This window comes from Cerasicoccus arenae, assembly GCF_014651635.1.
Lineage (GTDB): Bacteria > Verrucomicrobiota > Verrucomicrobiia > Opitutales > Cerasicoccaceae > Cerasicoccus > Cerasicoccus arenae.
The window spans coordinates 1-17,769 of record NZ_BMXG01000028.1; the positions used below are offsets into that span (position 1 = coordinate 1).

The 17,769-nt window shown below is 54.1% G+C and carries 13 protein-coding genes; 6 read left to right on the forward strand and 7 right to left on the reverse strand.

Annotated elements, in window-relative coordinates:
- From IE065_RS16440 to IE065_RS16450, 3 genes are all read right to left on the reverse strand, one after another.
- The coding region (locus IE065_RS16440; protein ID WP_189517110.1) for an alkaline phosphatase family protein at nt 1-2,008 on the reverse strand (2,008 nt) is incomplete at its 3' end.
- A gap of 31 nt (nt 2,009-2,039) precedes the next feature.
- Complete coding sequence (locus IE065_RS16445) at nt 2,040-2,912, reverse strand: hypothetical protein (protein WP_189517112.1); 873 nt, start codon at nt 2,910-2,912, stop codon at nt 2,040-2,042.
- Between the two features lie 3 nt (nt 2,913-2,915).
- The gene (locus tag IE065_RS16450; protein ID WP_189517114.1) at nt 2,916-3,566 is read right to left on the reverse strand and encodes a hypothetical protein; all 651 of its coding nucleotides are present in this window, start codon (nt 3,564-3,566) and stop codon (nt 2,916-2,918) included.
- A gap of 252 nt (nt 3,567-3,818) precedes the next feature.
- On the opposite strand from IE065_RS16450, the gene IE065_RS16455 reads away from it, so the two are divergent.
- The gene (locus IE065_RS16455; protein ID WP_189517116.1) at nt 3,819-6,371 is read left to right on the forward strand and encodes a DEAD/DEAH box helicase; all 2,553 of its coding nucleotides are present in this window, start codon (nt 3,819-3,821) and stop codon (nt 6,369-6,371) included.
- A gap of 27 nt (nt 6,372-6,398) precedes the next feature.
- Here IE065_RS16455 and IE065_RS16460 read toward each other — a convergent pair whose 3' ends face one another.
- A complete protein-coding gene (locus tag IE065_RS16460; RefSeq protein ID WP_189517118.1) occupies nt 6,399-6,710 on the reverse strand; it encodes an ArsR/SmtB family transcription factor in 312 nt (103 codons plus the stop codon).
- Between the two features lie 102 nt (nt 6,711-6,812).
- On the opposite strand from IE065_RS16460, the gene IE065_RS16465 reads away from it, so the two are divergent.
- Both IE065_RS16465 and IE065_RS16470 read left to right on the forward strand, forming a co-directional pair.
- Nucleotides 6,813-7,886 (forward strand): alkene reductase, encoded by a 1,074-nt coding sequence (locus IE065_RS16465; RefSeq protein WP_189517120.1) that lies wholly within the window; start codon nt 6,813-6,815, stop codon nt 7,884-7,886.
- A 34-nt stretch (nt 7,887-7,920) separates the two neighbouring features.
- Complete coding sequence (locus tag IE065_RS16470) at nt 7,921-8,709, forward strand: SDR family NAD(P)-dependent oxidoreductase (protein WP_189517122.1); 789 nt, start codon at nt 7,921-7,923, stop codon at nt 8,707-8,709.
- 24 nt (nt 8,710-8,733) lie between these two features.
- On the opposite strand, the gene IE065_RS16475 is transcribed toward IE065_RS16470, so the two are convergent.
- Complete coding sequence (locus tag IE065_RS16475) at nt 8,734-9,147, reverse strand: RrF2 family transcriptional regulator (RefSeq protein WP_189517124.1); 414 nt, start codon at nt 9,145-9,147, stop codon at nt 8,734-8,736.
- Between the two features lie 52 nt (nt 9,148-9,199).
- Between IE065_RS16475 and IE065_RS16480 the strand changes: the two genes are divergently transcribed.
- From IE065_RS16480 to gyrA, 3 genes are all read left to right on the forward strand, one after another.
- A complete protein-coding gene (locus tag IE065_RS16480) occupies nt 9,200-10,015 on the forward strand; it encodes a mechanosensitive ion channel family protein (protein WP_189517126.1) in 816 nt (271 codons plus the stop codon).
- Between the two features lie 440 nt (nt 10,016-10,455).
- The gene (locus IE065_RS16485) at nt 10,456-12,966 is read left to right on the forward strand and encodes a DNA gyrase subunit B (RefSeq protein ID WP_189517128.1); all 2,511 of its coding nucleotides are present in this window, start codon (nt 10,456-10,458) and stop codon (nt 12,964-12,966) included.
- A 93-nt stretch (nt 12,967-13,059) separates the two neighbouring features.
- Complete coding sequence (gene gyrA, locus IE065_RS16490; RefSeq protein WP_189517130.1) at nt 13,060-15,498, forward strand: DNA gyrase subunit A; 2,439 nt, start codon at nt 13,060-13,062, stop codon at nt 15,496-15,498.
- Nucleotides 15,499-15,515: 17 nt separating this feature from the next.
- Here the strand turns inward: gyrA and IE065_RS16495 are convergent, their stop codons facing one another.
- Together IE065_RS16495 and IE065_RS16500 are read right to left on the reverse strand one after the other, a co-directional pair.
- On the reverse strand, nt 15,516-16,184 hold the full coding sequence (locus IE065_RS16495; RefSeq protein WP_189517131.1) for a 3'-5' exonuclease: 669 nt from the start codon (nt 16,182-16,184) through the stop codon (nt 15,516-15,518).
- Nucleotides 16,185-16,188: 4 nt separating this feature from the next.
- Nucleotides 16,189-17,718 carry a sulfatase family protein gene (locus IE065_RS16500; RefSeq protein ID WP_189517132.1) on the reverse strand — a complete coding sequence of 510 codons (1,530 nt, stop codon included), beginning with the start codon at nt 17,716-17,718 and terminating at the stop codon, nt 16,189-16,191.
- Nucleotides 17,719-17,769: the final 51 nt, after the last annotated feature.

Here is a 17,769-nt window from a genome sequence, read left to right on the forward strand (position 1 = left end):
CCTGCCCCCCCCCCGGAAGACCAATCACTCCAATCACATGCAATGCCTCAGATGCCACCTGCGGCTGTCGTGGGGCCGAAATCGGCATAGGATCGTCTTGCTGCTGCCGGTATTGCGCCACGTCTTTACGATAGTCGGCGATCAACTTATGCTCGTGTTCTTGAGCAAAAACTTGCTGTAGTTGCCATTGCTCTATGTCGCTCGTGGCACAGCCTGCCAAGGTCCCGTAATGCACCAGTCGCTCGAAAGGCCAAGCCCGGTTCGGCAACAGGCAGGCGCACGTAGAGAACGCCGCCAGCGCCGCTGCACGTTCATTCAGTTTCCAGAGTGCCTGAGCAAAGAGCTCGTGGGCAAACGGATTGGCGTAATTTACCGACACCACTTGTAAGGCCTCGTCGCGCGCTTCCTCCCAGTGTTCCAGGGCCAAGTGAGCACGGGCTGCAGCCAAACAACGACGTTCCTCTGGCAGCTTTTCCGAATCGCGCTCGATAAGCGAAAGCACGGTGCCCCACTCCTTAAAATACTCATAAATCTGCACCACGCGCAGTTTGTTCGCTACATCGCCGCTGAGGGCTTCGACTTCTGCCAGAAGCTCCAGAGCTTTTGCCCGATCGCCTAATGCAGCGTAGGCAGACGCTAACAGGAGCAAGGGGTCGGGATCATCTGGTGGCGTAGCGTCAACCGCATCTAAAGCGACTTCCAATGCCTCTTCGAAGAGTTCGGCCCGCAATAATATCTCCGCCAGCACCTTGATCATCTCCGTCTGATTGGGATAATCGCGAACCTGCCGCTCCACGATTGGCAATGCCTCCAGATAAGCGCTGTGGCTTACGAATGAACGAAAAAGCGTCAGGTTCCATTCTGCCTTCCAAGCCAACAGTTGTTCATTCGTGAAAAATGCACGCGGATTAATCCCTGGCGGATTGAGCAGATCAAGGCTGGCTAACTCGGCGGCTGTAGGTGCAGGACCAGCCGACGGACTCCATTTGGCACGAAAATAACGGGAGCCAGCTAATGCCTCAGGGCGCAGGATTTCCAAAAGCGCGCGGCCAGGATATTTCAGTTCCGTAAACCCGGCCAGGGACCAGATTGTCGGTGCCAGATCCAGCGCACTAGCTCCACAGGTTTGCCCTGGCTGGAAATCTGGCCCATGAAACAGGACCTTGCCCTTGCTCAAGGGATTCGCCCCCATCGGCAAGCTAGCGAAAATGAGGTTTGTTTCCGTCGACATTGACGCAAGGATCGCCAAGAGCATTTCTTCAAGCACGACCAGCACCTGAGTTTCGACTTCCGCAAAAGCATCGTCGCCTTCACTTTGTGCCGCCAAACGAGCCAATTGCGCGGGCAGGCTTAGGTGAAGCGTCCCTACCTTCCAATCAACTGACTGAATCAGCTCCACAAAGGCCACCTGTCGAGAAATATTTTCCGCTAGAGCCGCTGCGAGCTGACCGAATCGATTGCCTTTGTAAGCTGCTTTTTCGGCAATGCGCGGTACAAGTGCTTGCAGGACTTCTGTGGGCAATTCATGGGGTCTTACCCAAGCCTCGAACAGAGACTCAGCGCCCTTGCCCGAAACGGCGTCTCGAAAAACTGCGGATGGCAGACTGATTTCACTGGAGCCAAAGGCAGCGTCGATTACCTCGACATGGTTGCCTGCTTGTGTGGGCAACGCATAGGGCCAGCCAACTGATACCACAGACTGCCCCTCTAGCGCTAGTCGCTCCCAGAATGTAGGGCGCTGACGGTCATGCCCGCTCGCCGCACGAAAAGTGCCAGCTTCCGAATCATGAATTTGCGGCAATAAAACGCCATGCTGGTCTGGCCAAAGCCCTGTCATAATCGAGGTCAGTGTGGCGGCAGCCTTATCTTGCAGCGGGAAGCTTAAAGGGCCCGAAACAGCGTCTTGGAGACGTTCCGCAAGGGCTCCACCTTCGCGTTCCAGAAGATGCTCCATCTGCCCGGCGGACAAACCAGAAACGTAAACAAACAAAGTCTGACGGCGAGGCATCCCAGTAAACTCGTAAAACGACGCGTTTAAATCAAGCCGACATGCTTCGGGCCATGCGAACACATTGGGCAATTTCGGCACCGCCGAACTGTTGACACATGTAGCGGGTCTCCAAATGAGCGGCCTCATCCCCCTTGAACCGAATATGTCTCACCTCCTGATGACGCTGATAGCCCTCTTGCAGGCTGTGAATCATGAGGCGGGCGTTGACCCAGGAGTTTCGATGGCTCGGGGCGACCCAACGGACTGGGATTTCGCCGTGAGTGCCATGATATACGGCCAAGAAAAAGCCAACCAGCTTCCCGTTTTCAAATGCCAGCGTAGTGCCATGGGGATGAAGTTCCATTGGCGGGCCGGGCGTCATGATCGAGTCTAGGTAGGCCGTGTCGGCCAACGACTCTGCTAAAGCGATCCGCCGCACTTCCGCCCGGCGCTCTGGCTGCCACGAAGTCACCTGCTGCCCTGGCTCAAGAGGCCGTAAGCGATCCAACGCTTTGCCGACACGCTCCAAGCGTTCACAAACTTTCTCCATCGGAATGTCGTAAAAGTAGCCGCTATCGCACACTTGGAAACCGATGCTCTCCAATGCATGACATTCTGGAGAATCTGCGGGCGTCCAGTTTCGCTGGCGAAAATCCCCTGACTCCACTTGCTGAGCCAATTCCATCGCCACGGCTTCACCCTGACGGGCAGAGCGACTGACGGAAAACACCAGAAATGGCGGCTCACCGGTTGCTGGATAAAGCCAAACGACACACCCCAGAATGACATGACGGCCTGGAGTCACTGCCACCCATCCACAATGCACAGCGTCGCCAACGTAAACGCCCGACCATGCGGCGTGCGTTAAAAGCTCCAACCAATGCGGATCAACCGCCTTAATCAGGATACGGTGATCACCCAAAGCTTAGGCCGTCTTCTCCTTCTTACGTGCACGCAAACGGCGCACGCCGAGCAGGCCACCGGTCAATATACCACCCAGGACCATCATGACTTCGGAAGACTCTGGAATTGCGCCAACAGTCACCGCTAGGTCTGGTGTTGTTTCAAAGACAATCGTACCCACATTAACATCGGTCCCATTGTAGGAATACTTAATCCACCCGTAGTAGGTATCACCGAGCAAGGGGGAATACTGCACACCAAGAAAGCCGTTTGGCTTATTCTCCAGCTCAGAGACGGTGTCAAATGTATCACCCGAATCAACAGTATCACCTAGGCTTGTAAGAAGCGTTTGATATGTAAGATTGGTTCTCGCTTCTCCATCCCGAGTCTCAGGAGAGCCAACAATCGGCTTAAACTCATAATTCGGGCTGACCGTCAAAGTATTAAGAGTGGTCGCATTGGTGGTATTAACACGACTATAATTGATCTGTCCAAGGCCTGGATCAAAGCTGATGTTTGCGCGATCTACAGACTGAGAAGAGCCGTCTCCCGCCAAGAAAGAGTCACCCACTGGGGTGTAATTGATTAAAACGCCTTCAGTAACCGCCGTTGTCGCTAACGTTGCCCCGACAGAGTATGCCGTGATCAATGCCTTATTAGTAGTAGTGGACATGCTAATGTATAAATGAATGATCTGACCAGTTGTCGACAAAAATTTTACGCTTTGTTTACCCGCCGAAATGACATACTCAGCCTAAAGACAGCTTCTGTTTCTTGACCGTGAAATAGCATGAGAAAAATTGTCCCCCCCCCCGATAATGCCCGCCAAATCAAGCTTCCAAGGCTCCGGTACCGATGCGTAAGCAGTCCACTGGCAACTTGACATTGCTTTTGACCCCTTAACTCGTTTTACTCAAAACCCAGAGTGGAAGGTCTCCCTAACAATCTACGGATTCCAGATATTTGGCAGCAAGACGCGGTAAATCAACTCCTGGCAGGACGAGATGTCGTGGTCAACGCCCCAACAGGGGCTGGTAAGACCTACATCTTTGAACTTCTTGTTGAGCGTGGGCTGCGAAGTCAGGCAATCTACACGGTGCCCACCCGCGCCCTCGCCAACGACAAGCTATACGAATGGCGTGGCAAGGGGTGGAACGTCGGTCTGTGTACGGGGGACTTCGCCGATAAGCTTGATGCCCCGATTGTGGTCGCCACGCTCGAAACTCAGAAAGCAAAATTTCTCCAAGGCCGAGGCCCGGGCCTGCTCGTTATTGACGAGTATCAGATGCTTGCCGACGCCCGCCGTGGCATTAATTACGAACTCGCGATTGCCCTAGCCCCCCCCGGCACCCAACTACTCCTACTCTCTGGCAGTGTAGCTAACCCAGAAAAACTCGTCGGCTGGCTCCAGCAAATTGGCCGTGACGCCGTGCTCGTCGAGCATACGGAACGTCCAGTGCCGCAAGACGAAATCCAGCTCCAGGCCCTACCAGACGTTGGCTCCAACAATGTGCGCGGCTTTTGGCCGCGCATGATCGCCCGTGCGCTCGCGGAAGATTTTGGCCCAATTCTCGTCTTCGCTCCTCAGCGCCGTGAAGCTGAAAACTTGGCCGCTAAACTCAGCGCTGCCCTGCCCCTCCCAGAGTGGTTGGAGCTGACTGCTGAGCAGCGCGCAATAGCTGGAGACGACCTTGCCAAGTTGCTCCGGAATCGCATCGCCTTCCACCACAGCGGTCTTAATTACCGACAGCGGGCGGGGCTCATTGAACCACTGGCCAAGGCTGGTCAGCTCCGCCTTATCATAGCGACCACGGGCTTGGCGGCGGGCATCAATTTCGCCATGCGCAGCGTGCTCGTCACCGAACGCGAATATCATCACAGCGAGCGTAGTTTCCAAGTCCGGCCCGACGAACTACTCCAGATGTTTGGCCGGGCTGGCCGCCGAGGACTAGACGATAAAGGGTTTGTGCTGGTTGCGCCGGGCAAACCACGTATGGCTGAGGCTCGCCCACTCAGCCTCAAGCGCGCTTCAACCGTCGATTGGCCGAGCTTTTTGGCTGTTATGCATGAGGCTGATAAGGCCAGCGAATGCCCCGTCAAGGCGGCTGACGAGCTAGCCAATCGCCTTTTTACGGATCAACGCTTGCGCTTAGGGCTACGCCGTCTGCCCACGCCGGGTAAGAAACAACCGGCGAAGCCCGCAACAAAGCCCGCTTCCCACCAGCCCCTCCCCACCGCAGAAATCGCGAAAACCAAGGCAGGCGATTCATTTGAGAATGCCTTGGGCGAATTTCATTTCCGCGAACCGGAGGCGAAAAAAATCAAAGAAATGCGCAATGCTGAAGGCGAATGGGAACGCCTGCGCGCCCCAAGTAAAGCCCGCCTTGGTGACGCCTTACTTTACATCAACGGCAACTGGAAACCCGCCCTCGAAACGCCTGAAAGCCTTCAAGGCGTGCAAATCGGCAATCTCTGTCGCCTCAAGGGCAAAGGACGCCGCCTTTACGGTCGTCAAGTGCCATTAGCCACCTTTCCCAATGAAGAACGCAAAGGCCGAGTGTCCCTCGTCAAGTGGTTCCACCGTGCGCTCAAGGATCACTTCCTCAAAGAACGACCGGACGACCGAACTCCCGGCCGTCTGTGCACACTTGAGCGTCTGGAGGAGGTTTATGCGCCGCTACTGCCCTACTTCACTCAGGGAGGACGTCTGGTGGACCTCGTCCCGCAAAACGACACCATTTCGGCGCGCCTTGACTATTCTCAGGCGATGGTTTTTGCTCGGGTGGACGCCAGCGGCGAAGCACTGATCAACCCTCCTCAGCGCGAAGTCGCCCCAGCACCCTTCCCGAGTTTCGCTGAATTCGCGGCTAGTGGCGCAGAGACTGCCAAGCGCACACCAGCGGAAATCTGGCTGCAACTCGGCCTAATAGACAATTACAAACGCCCAACCCGTCGTGGCGTCATTTTCAGTTTTTTCAATCATGGTGAAGGCCTGGCCATCGCCGCTGCACTTGAAGACAAAAGCTACGACCTTTATGATCTGCTTTTCGACGTCGCCAACCTACGCGCTGGCTATCGCTTTGAGCATTTTGATAATACCAGTGGTCGCCTCGGAAATCTGTGTCGTTTGACGTATCGTGGGCTCACGGCCCCAGGTTATCTCGACGGCGGTATGCCGCCCGGCTATGGCAACGGTGCGGCAGAAGTTATTGCTGCGCTAACGGAATCTCCTGAGGCCGCGCACCGCTTTCTGGGCGACGAGCTTCGCCACGGCGACATCGAGCGTGCTTCATTGGAATGGCGCAGCATTCTGAACCACATTGCCTTTGCGCCCGATTTCTATTGGGATCGCTGGATGGACTTCAAGGAGCTCACCCGTCAATATGTCCTTTCGCACTTCGGCATCATTCGTCTTGCTGAAATGCCCGCTCTTACCCCTCAACAGCGCACGCGCTTCGAGGGGTCGCTGGCGGTGTAGATTGACTCGAATTCGATGCTCCACTCATCACGAAGCAACCACAGCACTTTGCTCAACGAGTGAGATGATGCCTGGGAATTGTTTATCAAACTCTTCACTCCGCAGGGAGTTCAGGCATTTGGCACCGTCAACGCGAGTGTAGATCAACCCGGCCTCACGCAGCACCGCCATGTGATGGGTCAGAGTGGCCTTAGCGACCTCTACGGGCAGTTCGTTGCAGGCCAGTTCCTCGTGTTTCAGCAAAGCATGGACAATCGAAATCCGGCAAGGATCTGACAAGGCTTGCATAACGGCCGGCAACGCGACGTCCGACAAATCTGGGTGCTGATAAATCTTCATTCAGTAAAAAATATACGGCAATGTTCGAAAAAATGCGAACACCAATTTGACAGGATCAATACCTCGGCATATTGTTCGATAAATCTAGAACAACTATTTATTATGAGCCAAACAACTACTGAGCGATCGATTCTCCAAACCCCCATTCGCATTGGCGCTTGGGATTTGCCTAACCGCATGATCATGGCACCACTCACGCGCTGCCGCTCCAGCGAAGGCCGTGTGCCGAACGCCCTGATGGCCGAGTATTACGAACAACGCGCCACTGCGGGCCTGATTATTTCGGAGGCAACCTCAGTCGACCCGATGGGCGTGGGCTACCCGGATACGCCCGGCATCTGGACAAACGAGCAAGTAGAGGGTTGGAAGCTCATCACCAAGGCTGTCCACGCCAAGGGTGGACGCATCATACTGCAACTGTGGCATGTCGGTCGCATTTCTGACCCGCTTTACTTGAACGGCAAGCAGCCCGTCGCGCCCAGCGCCATCGCCCCAAAGGGGCACGTGAGCTTAGTGCGGCCATACAAAGACTTTGTCACCCCGCGTGCGCTTGATCTGAAAGAAATTCCAGCCATCGTCGAGGCCTATCGCCGCGGTGCCGAAAACGCCAAGCGCGCTGGCTTTGATGGCGTGGAACTTCACGGAGCTAACGGTTACCTGCTCGACCAATTTCTGCAAGACTCCACGAACCACCGTACGGACGAATACGGCGGTCCAATTGAGAACCGCGCCCGGTTAATGCTGGAAGCCGTGGACGCCGCGATTTCTGTCTGGGGCGCTGATCGCGTGGGCCTGCACATCGCGCCCAAATGCGATACGCACGACATGGGCGACTCCGATCCCGCAGCAACCTTTGGCTACGTCGCCCAAGCAATGCGCGAGCGTGGTATCGCATTCATTTTTGCCCGGGAATCAAGCGATGAGCCTTACCAAACGCCCAAGCTCAAGGAAATCTTCGGCGGGCCATTCATTGCCAACCAGCAACTCGAACAAGCGACCGCCGAATCATTGGTCTCCTCCGGTCAGGTGGACGCCGCTGCTTGGGGCAAGCAGTTCATTGCTAATCCCGACCTTGTCCGCCGTTTCGCTGAAAACCTTCCTCTCAATAAACAGCGCAGTGACACATTCTATGGCAGTGGAGCCGAGGGCTACACCGATTATCCATTCGCAAAATAATCATCACCAGAAACGCACACCCATTATTTAATCCATGAACTTACAACTGGAAAACAAAACCGCACTCGTCTCCGCATCCTCCTCGGGCATCGGCTTGGCCATCGCTCAATCTTTGGCTGCCGAGGGTGCCCGGACCATCATCAACGGTCGCTCCGACGCAACCGTCCAGAAGGCCATTGCAGAAATCAAGCAGGCCGTGCCGTCCGCGCAACTTGAAGCACTGGTGGCCGATAACTCTACCGCCGAGGGCTGCGCTCTGACAATCGCCGCCTGGCCCGAAGTCGATATCCTCGTCAACAATCTGGGCATCTATGAAGCCGTCGGCTTTTTCGATGAAAGTGATGCTGACTGGAACCGGTTATTCGAAACCAACATCATGAGTGGCGTTCGCCTATCGCGGCATTATTTGCAGGGCATGATCAGCCGTCAACAGGGCCGCGTTGTGTTTATTTCGAGCGAATCAGGCGTCAGCCCTGCACCGGAGATGGCTCATTACAGTGCTACGAAAACGATGCAGCTGGGCATTTCTCGATCCTTGGCGGAGCTTACTCAAGGCACGGCAGTAACCGTCAACAGCGTGCTCCCCGGCCCAACCCTGACCGCTAGCGTGGAAGCATTTGTGCAAGATGTTTACCCGACCCTCGAACCGGTAGAAGCGCAGAAGCAGTTCATTAAGAACAATCGACCGACTTCGCTTATTCAACGCTTCATCGACCCGAAGGAAATCGGTAACGTCGTGGCCTTCGTTTGCAGCCCACTGGCCTCAGCGATAAATGGCTCCAACATCCGAGCAGAAGGCGGATTGGTCCGTAGTGCCTTTTAAACGCAATGCCCCGCAGCCAATTCGCTAAATATAATACATCGGCCCGGCGTCGCGGGGCATGAGATCGCGGATGGAAATCTCCTTGGCTCTTTCCTCAAAGGATGCGCCAATTTTATTCAATGCCTCAGCGACAAGAGAGCCGGACTGGCCAGCACGGGAAGGCTCGTTGGCGAAGAGACCTGGGTCGATGACTCGCATTACGTCGAACAGAGACACCGCTTCTGGCTCGTTGGTGAGTGCATAGCCGCCTTGCTTACCGCGTCGGCTGGTGATCACTCCACCATTGCGCAATTCGTTGAGAATCTGCACCAAGTAGTTTGACGGCACATCCTCGGCCTCAGCGAGGTCTTCGATGTGCGCGAGCTGTGGCCCACCATGGTAGCGACCCAGTTGGGCAAGGACACGGAGGGCATATTCGACTTTAAGGGAAAGCTTCAACGTTGCTAAAGTTGAGTTCTTTACCCAACTTTGGCAACGAAAACGATTAGCCATGGACGAAGAAATCAAACAGGTCAGCGAAAGCGCCCAGTACGTAACGCAGTTTTTAATCGATAACGGAGCCAAGATTTTCTCCGCAATCTTCGTATTAGCGCTCGGCTACTGGCTCTCCGGCTGGCTGCGCAATCTACTGCTGCGCATGATGGAAAAGAAGGGGATGGACATCACCTTGGCCAAGTTCGTCTCGGGCTGCGTCCGATTAATCATCCTCATGATGGCCGTACTGTTCGCCATCGCTAAGTTTTACAGCATCTCGCCGCTGGTTGCACTTTTGGGTGCCAGCGCCTTCGGTCTGACCCTAGCCATCCAAGGACCAATCTCCAACTACGGAGCGGGCTTGATGATCATCATCACACGCCCGTTTGTGGTAGGCAATACGCTCACGGTGCAAGGGCAATATGGGCAGGTCAAAGAGATCACCCTCGCCTACACGCAGATGGAAAACGAAGATGGCGAGGTCATCACCATTCCCAACAAACACATCATGGGGGAGATTTTCATCAACTCGCATGAATGCCGCATTGTGGAGGGCGTGATTGGCATCTCTTACGCAAGTGATGCCGATACCTCCATTGAAGCCGTGCTAAAGGCCTGTCAGGGTATTGAAGACGTTACGCAAGATCCACCCCCACAAGTCGGCATTGACGCCTTTGCGGACTCCTCAGTCAATATTGGCTACCGCTGCTGGGTCCCGACTAAAACCTTCCACGCGACCCGCTTTAAGATCAACCGCGCAGTTTATCAGGCAGTTCAGGATTGCGGCGCAGACATACCGTTCCCGCAGCTCGATGTGACGGTGAAGAAGTAGTCTCAGCTTTTTTAAAGAAATATATATGGCAAAACTCGATGCCTTCCCTAAGCCGCGTATTTCGATGGGAACGAACGTCATTCAGAGCGATCCAATAACGTTCACTGCGAGAAAATACCATTCTTCAGCTCTGAAATTGTCAAAACGACGAAAATTGCTGCCAAACCGAACCAATGGAACCAGCCCAGCCAACTGAGCCAATGGAGCCATTGCCAAACACGGAAAACCTTAGTAAAATTGGGCCATGAAACCAACCTCCCCCCCCTTTATAATCACCCCTACGTCCGAGACTGCACTTTTATTACACGACAATGCATGCCTTAGCCTAAAGTCACTAAATACAGTGACGAAACCATCCGTTTGACCTATATATAGTGCTGCAAATGCGTGAATTTTTAGTTGGCCTTCTCCGAAAATACTCTTACTAATCTATAGATTTTATGGCATCGACAAATCCCGACTCTAACTCCCGAAAGAAGCCCACCGAATACACCGAAGATTCGCTCACGAAGCTCGAGGGCATCGAAGCCGTGCGCAAACGCCCCGGCATGTACATTGGTGACGTCACCAACGGCGGCGCGCTCCATCACTGCGTGTTCGAAATCGTTGATAATTCTGTGGACGAGCACCTCGCAGGCTTTTGTTCCCAAATCGACGTAACCATCCACAACGACGGATCTTGCTCTGTTGAGGACGACGGTCGTGGTATCCCCGTTAAAATGACCAAACACGGCAAGTCCGGTGTTGAACTCGTGTTGACCGATCTCCACGCGGGTGGTAAATTTGGCCAAGGTGGCTATAAGGTCTCTGGTGGTCTCCACGGCGTGGGTGCCAGTTGCGTAAATTTCGTCTCTGAGTGGATGGAAGCGGAAGTCCGCCGCGAAGGTGAAATCCACAAGATGTCCTTTGGCCGCGGTCTCGTTACTGAACAGCTCCATGTCGTCGGTGCCTCAAAGAAGACCGGCACGAAAATCTCCTTCCTATTGGATCAGGAAATTTTCGTCACGGAAAACGAATTTAAATACGACATTCTGGCCAAGCGTCTCCGCGAACTGGCCTTCCTGAATCCCGGCATCATTATCAATTTCCGGGATGAGCGCGACGAGAAGGGCGAAACCTTCAAGTTCGACCAAGGTGCCTCGCAATACGTATCCTGGCTCAACCGCAACAAGACCACCCTCACCTCCGAACCCGTCCAATTTACGGGTGAAATCGCTCCAAAGGATGACGAGCCGGATGACGTCATCACGGTCGACGTCGCGCTCCAATACAACGACACCTACAACGAGCAGATTTATCCTTACGCGAACTCGATTTACAACGGCGACGGCGGTTCACACATGTCGGGTTTCCGCACCTCGCTGACCCGCGCCGTCAACACCTACGCCAAGACCAATAACTTGGTGAAGGACAAGGACCCGCAGATTTCAGGTGAAGACGTTCGCGAAGGACTCACCGCAGTTATTTCAGTTAAGCTTTTCAACCCAAGCTTCAATAACCAGACCAAGGACAAGCTGCTCAATCAAGAAGTCGACGGTGTTGTCCAGCGCGTCATGGGCGACAAGCTTCGCTTCTACTTTGATCAGAACCCGCGCGAGGCCAAGCGCATCGTGGACAAGTGCCTCTCAGCGGCCCGCGCCCGCGAAGCCGCCCGCAAAGCCCGTGAAACCGTTCGTAAGAGCGTCATGAGCGGTGGCGGTCTGCCTGGTAATCTCGCTGACTGTTCCGAAAAAGATCCGTCACTGTGCGAAGTGTTTATTGTAGAAGGAGACTCTGCAGGTGGTTCCGCCAAGCAAGGCCGTGACCGTCGTTATCAGGCCATCCTCCCCCTCTTCGGCAAACCGCTGAATGTGGAAAAAGCCCGCTTAGACAAGATGCTTAGCAACAAGAGTCTTCGCCTGCTCATTACGGCGCTCGGCACTGGTATCGGTACCGACGGCGATGGCGCTTTTGACATTTCCAAGGCACGCTACCACAAGATCATCATGATGGCTGACGCGGACGTTGACGGCTCCCACATCATGACGCTCTATCTGACGTTCTTCTATCGTTTCATGCGTCCGTTGGTCGATGCTGGTTACATCTACATCGCGCAGCCCCCCCTCTATAAGATTAAGCGCAAGCGCCGTGAACAATACGTGGATAGCGACGCCGAGATGAACCGCATCCTGCTCGAACTCGGCAGCGAAGACGTCATCTTGACCCGCCTCCGCGACGGCCTCGAGTTCCCCTCCATCAAGGTGGACAAAATGGTCGAAACACTCAGCCGCATGGAAACCCTCCTGCGCGGTGTTACGCGCTACGGTTGCCCAGGCCACCAGTTCCTAGATCACCACGATCCGGAAACCATGGAACTTCCTAAGTTCATGGCCCGTATTCGCACTGGTAATCAGGAAGAATTCAAGTTCCTCAAGGACGACGAAGCGCGCAGCCGTTTCTATGTCGAAGAGAACATCACTGAAGACATGTTTGCCGGAATGGTCGTTCGCGAAACGGAGCTGAACGGCGTAACCATGCAGCAGCGTCTCACGGTGCATGAAATCTTCGAAGCATCGCAAATCACCAAGGTACTCAAGGAATTGGCTAAGACTGGTTTGGAACTCACCCAATTTTCACCAACGGACGAAACGCGCTACACCCTGACCGAAAATAAAGGCCAGAAGAACCAAACTGTTCGTGAAATGAACACGATCTTGGAGCTCGTACAAGCAATCCGCGAGTTTGGTCGCAAGGGCCTAACCATGCAGCGCTATAAGGGCTTGGGTGAAATGAACCCGAAGCAGCTTTACGAAACCACAATGGACCCCGAAAAGCGCCGTTTGCTCAAGGTGGACATCACAGACGCCGCCAAGGCCGACGAAACCTTCTCCATGCTCATGGGCGAAGACGTCCCCTCCCGCCGCGCCTTCATCGAAGACAACGCCCTCAACACCTCCTATCTGGACGTGTAAATTTTGCAGGAACATGCAGAGCTGAGTCAGTCGTTTAGTTAACTCGAACACATACTCCGCTGCCTCCTGTTAAACCCTTTTTAAAGAAACCTCATGTATACCGATAAAGAACGCCTGGAAGCCCGCTCCATCACCGAAATCATGGAGACAGCCTACATCGACTATTCGATGTCGGTTATTGTCTCCCGCGCGCTGCCCGACGCCCGCGACGGCCTCAAGCCCGTCCAGCGCCGCATCCTCTATGCGATGAACCAGATTGGCCTCGCCCACAACCGCCCGCATAAGAAGTGCGCGGCCGTGGTTGGTGAAGTGCTGGGTAAATACCACCCACACGGTGACCAGTCCGTATATGACGCACTCGTGCGCATGGGCCAACGCTGGGTGATGCGCTATCCGCTCATTGATCCGCAAGGTAACTTTGGCTCCGTTGATGGTGACCCACCCGCTGCTTATCGTTATACCGAAAGCCGCCTGACTGCCATTGCCGAAGAGTTGATGCGCGACATCGACAAGGACACCGTCGATTTCGTCCCCAACTATAACGAGGAAACCGTCGAGCCGTCTGTCGTCCCTTGTGGTCTGCCAAACTTGCTCATGAACGGCTCCACTGGAATCGCCGTCGGCATGACGACGAACATTCCGCCGCACAATCTTACCGAACTGACTGCCGCGATTAACCTGATCATCGAAAATCCGAATTGCTCGATCGATGACATCATGGAGGTTCTTCCTGGCCCAGACTTTCCGACCGGCGGCACCATTGGTGGTCGTGCTGGCATCGACCAGTACATGCGCACCGGACGCGGCATTGTTCGCATCAAGGGCACTGCGCACACCGAAGAGCTAAAGAATGGCAAGGAACAGATCGTCATCACGGAAATCCCGTATAACGTCAATCGCGCCAATCTCGTCGTTAAAATTGCGGATCTAGTTCATGACAAAGTCCTCGACGAAGTCAGCGATCTGCGTGACGAGTCCGACGAAAACACACGTATCGTCATTGAGCTCAAGCGCGGCGAGCCAGGCCGCGTGGTCATCAACAAGATCGCCAAGCACACCCCGTTTGAATCCTCCTTTGGTGTCATTCTGCTGGCCCTCGACTCGCGTCGCCCAAAGCAGATGAATATCAAGGAAATGCTCGAATGCTTCATCGAGCACCGCCGCGACGTCATCTATCGCCGGACCCAGTATCTACTGAAAAAAGCCGAAGACCGTGCGCACATTCTTGAAGGTTACAAGATCGCGCTGATGAATCTGGATGACTTCGTGAAGATCATCCGCGCCTCGAAAAACCGCGAAGAGGCCAAAGAGCGGATCATGGAGAAATACCCGCTCACCGAGCGGCAAACCAACGCGATCCTCGACTTGCGACTCTATCAGCTCACGGGCATGGAGCGCGAAAAAATCGAAGAGGAATACCGCGAGCTCATGAAGCTGATTGAATATTTGAAGTCGATTATCGACAACGAATCCATTCTGCTTGGCGTTATCCGCGAAGAACTCAACACCTTGACGGAAAAGTTCGAAAACCCGCGTCGCACACAGCTAATCCCTGCCGAAGGCGAGTTCCGGATGGAAGACGTGATTGCCAACGAAGGTTGCATTATCACCGTTTCGCACAAGGGCTTCGTTAAACGCACACCAGTCAGCAGCTATCGCTCACAAAAGCGTGGCGGCAAGGGTGTGATCGGCACCGGCCAACACGACGAAGATTTTGTCGAGCACCTCTTCACCGCCTCCACTCACGACTACATCATGTTCTTTATGAACAATGGCCGCGTCTATGTGGAGAAGGTTTACGAAATCCCTGAAGGCACGCGCATCTCCAAGGGCCGCTCCATCGTCAATGTACTGCAAATGCAGAAGGACGAAAAGATCGCCTCGATGATCTGCATCAAGGAATTTGCCGAGACACAACACCTCGTGATGTGCACAAAGAAGGGCATCGTTAAAAAGACCAATCTAGCCGAATATCAAAACTACCGCAAGGGCGGCACGATCGGCATTAAGATTGATGAAGACGACGAACTCATTGGTAGCAAGCTAACCAATGGCGACAACGAGCTGGTGCTCGTCACCCGCGAAGGCATGTCGATCCGTTTCCCTGAAACCGATCTGCGTGACCAAGGCCGCGCGACCCGCGGCGTCAAGGGTGTCACTCTGAAAAAGGAAGGTGACTGTGTGAAGGCGATTGAGGTCGTTGACCAAAACACCACACTTCTCATCGCTGGTGAAAACGGCATCGGCAAACGCACCGAATACTCGGAATACCGCACACAGAGCCGTGGTGGCTCAGGTATCATCGCACTCAAAACAGCATCCAAGGTTGCCGGCGCACTCAGCGTCCACGAGGACGACGAGGTGATGATGTTTACCGTTGGTGGCCAGGCAGTCCGTAGCCCAGTCAAGGGCGTGCGCGTCATTGGCCGAAGCACGCAAGGTGTCCGGCTTATCAACCTCGCCAAGGACGACACGCTCGTCGGCATTTGCCGTGTCGTTGAAGTCGAAGACGAGGAAGCGGAAGAAGGCTAAACCTTTTCCAAATCGATTTATTCAAACAGGTCGCCTTGTCGGGCGGCCTGTTTTTTCTCCGCCGACGGCAAACTGTGTTCCAGTAGCCAGCCGATCGATGCATCTTCATAGCCAGGCTCAGCCAACAAACGTAACAGTAGCAGGGCCGAAGCCAATGCATCATATAATGCGCAATGTGCACGTTGACGCTTCTCCGGGCAATGAGACTCGGCCAATGCTGCCAGTTCACTTTGCAATGCAAAGCGTTCGATCAATGCCCCTAACTGATAAGATTCCAAGCCGGGATAAACGACTTCATATAAGCGCCGCGTATCCACCCAAGGCCCCCAATCAGCGACCCTCCCCCCCCCCAGGTAATCTGGAGAGGCCGGCGGATAATTCCATTGCTGTTTGAGCAGTCCCTGCTCCACTGCCGCATGATGTGCGCCAAAGACCCCCCCCCCTCGCCAGTCACGAAAGCGCTCCCATTCATCCGCAAAAGGCGCACAGTCGGAGACATCGCTTTGGGCAATTCCATGCAGACGTGTATCTTGCGAAGTCAGTTCATCACGAGGCCGACAGAGACGGGTACTCGTTGACGCGACCCCCCCCCCTCGCATTTCGACCACACCATATTCCACCACCCCAGTCTTCGGCGCTCCTTCGAAGTCTATAACGTAAACCGGTATGTCGCGCCAACTAGGCATAAAATCAGGCTCCAGCGATACGCGGCATCCACATTGGTTCCTTGCCCATCTCGGCAAAGACCAGTTTTTGCATTAGTTCCGCCTTTAGGTTCGCCGCCTCCGGATCGTTCCAAAGATTGCGATATTCGCCAGGATCTTCCTGTAAATCGAACAGCTCCCCATAAGGTTTGTTGTAGTAGACAGTCAGCTTGTAGCGCTCATTGACGTAGGTCTTTAAGTGAATCGCAGTGGGTTGTTGGCGAAATTCCACCACACAATGATCACGAACCGAGTCCGCTTCTCCACGCCATACGCGTAGCTGATCTACGCCCTGCATATCATTTGGAACTGGTGCCCCAACGGCCTTCAAGAAGGATACAGGGATGTCGACCAAGCTTTGTAACGCGGCGGTCTCGACCCCAGCAGGAATCTGCCCTGGCCAGCTCGCGATCATCGGCACGCGGATTTCATCTTCGTAGTGGAACGGCCCTTTGGCATTGAGTCCATGATGGCCATAGAAATGACCATGGTCGGTCGTAAAGACGATTAACGTATTCTCTCGTTGGCCTGTCTCATCCAGGTAATCCAGCAGCTTACCGATGTAGTGATCCATCATGCTGATCATGCCATAGTAAACAGCGATGTCCTTCGCCAAATCATCACGATCTTGCAAATGACTCCCCATACCATGATTCCAATTTCCTTCTCCTGGCGGATAATCAAAATTCGGCTTTTGCTTCTGCGTTTCCTGAATGTAGGGAGCACTGTTTTCGTGTTCTCCCGGCATTGCTTGTGGCACGGTAACATCGGCTGGATCATACATTGAGGCCCAAGGTTCTGGAACAAGATACGGCGGATGCGGATCAAAGTAACTCGCCCAAACGAAGAAAGGCTTATCATTTTCACGACAATGATCCATACGCGCAATAGACCTCTCGGTGATCCAGTTGTCGTAATGATACTCCTCAGGCAAAGTCCATGCATGACGTTGACTTACATTGGGCTTCCCATCTGTAAAATCAAAAGGACCCCACTTATTCTGGAAGTGATCCTTCCAATCAGGTAAACCTTTCTCCTCCATCCAAAGCGCATAGTGCTGTCCCACATGGGCTTCGTCGCAATGATTGCGCGCTAGTTCCACGTGATTAAATCCATAAAATGGGCCATTGAACCCGCGCCAGAAATCAAGATCACGGAGCAGCGGATAGGACTCTAGCGATGAGTATTCATCAGTGCTTTCCAGAGGTTGGAAATGTGCTTTTCCAATCAGCGATGAATCGTAACCTTCGGCTTGTAGAAGCTCACCTATCGTCGTTGCAGTCTCTGGCAGCTTCGTCCCCAACGCCCAAGCTCCATGTTGACTTGGAAACTGGCCTGTGATCAATGAAGCGCGAGTGGGCGTGCATGTTGGATTAGGGCAATAGGCACGTGTGAACAGCAATCCATCGTTCGCGAGTCGGTCGAGATTCGGCGTTTTGACTTCGGGAAAATGCTTACCGATCGTATTCCAATGCTGCTGATCACTAGTAATGAAGAGGATATTAGGGCGAGTCATGCTGCTAAATTCAGAAGCATGAAACTGAGTTAGTCAAGTCGCAGCATGAGC

Bases quoted from the DNA above. Each gene is read 5' to 3' on its own strand.
- gyrA (WP_189517130.1), top strand. From the start codon at position 13,060: ATGTATACCGATAAAGAACGCCTGGAAGCCCGCTCCATCACCGAAATC.
- IE065_RS16485 (WP_189517128.1), top strand. From the start codon at position 10,456: ATGGCATCGACAAATCCCGACTCTAACTCCCGAAAGAAGCCCACCGAA.
- IE065_RS16500 (WP_189517132.1), bottom strand. From the start codon at position 17,718: ATGACTCGCCCTAATATCCTCTTCATTACTAGTGATCAGCAGCATTGG.
- IE065_RS16470 (WP_189517122.1), top strand. From the start codon at position 7,921: ATGAACTTACAACTGGAAAACAAAACCGCACTCGTCTCCGCATCCTCC.
- IE065_RS16480 (WP_189517126.1), top strand. From the start codon at position 9,200: ATGGACGAAGAAATCAAACAGGTCAGCGAAAGCGCCCAGTACGTAACG.
- IE065_RS16450 (WP_189517114.1), bottom strand. From the start codon at position 3,566: ATGTCCACTACTACTAATAAGGCATTGATCACGGCATACTCTGTCGGG.
- IE065_RS16495 (WP_189517131.1), bottom strand. From the start codon at position 16,184: ATGCCTAGTTGGCGCGACATACCGGTTTACGTTATAGACTTCGAAGGA.
- IE065_RS16465 (WP_189517120.1), top strand. From the start codon at position 6,813: ATGAGCCAAACAACTACTGAGCGATCGATTCTCCAAACCCCCATTCGC.
- IE065_RS16460 (WP_189517118.1), bottom strand. From the start codon at position 6,710: ATGAAGATTTATCAGCACCCAGATTTGTCGGACGTCGCGTTGCCGGCC.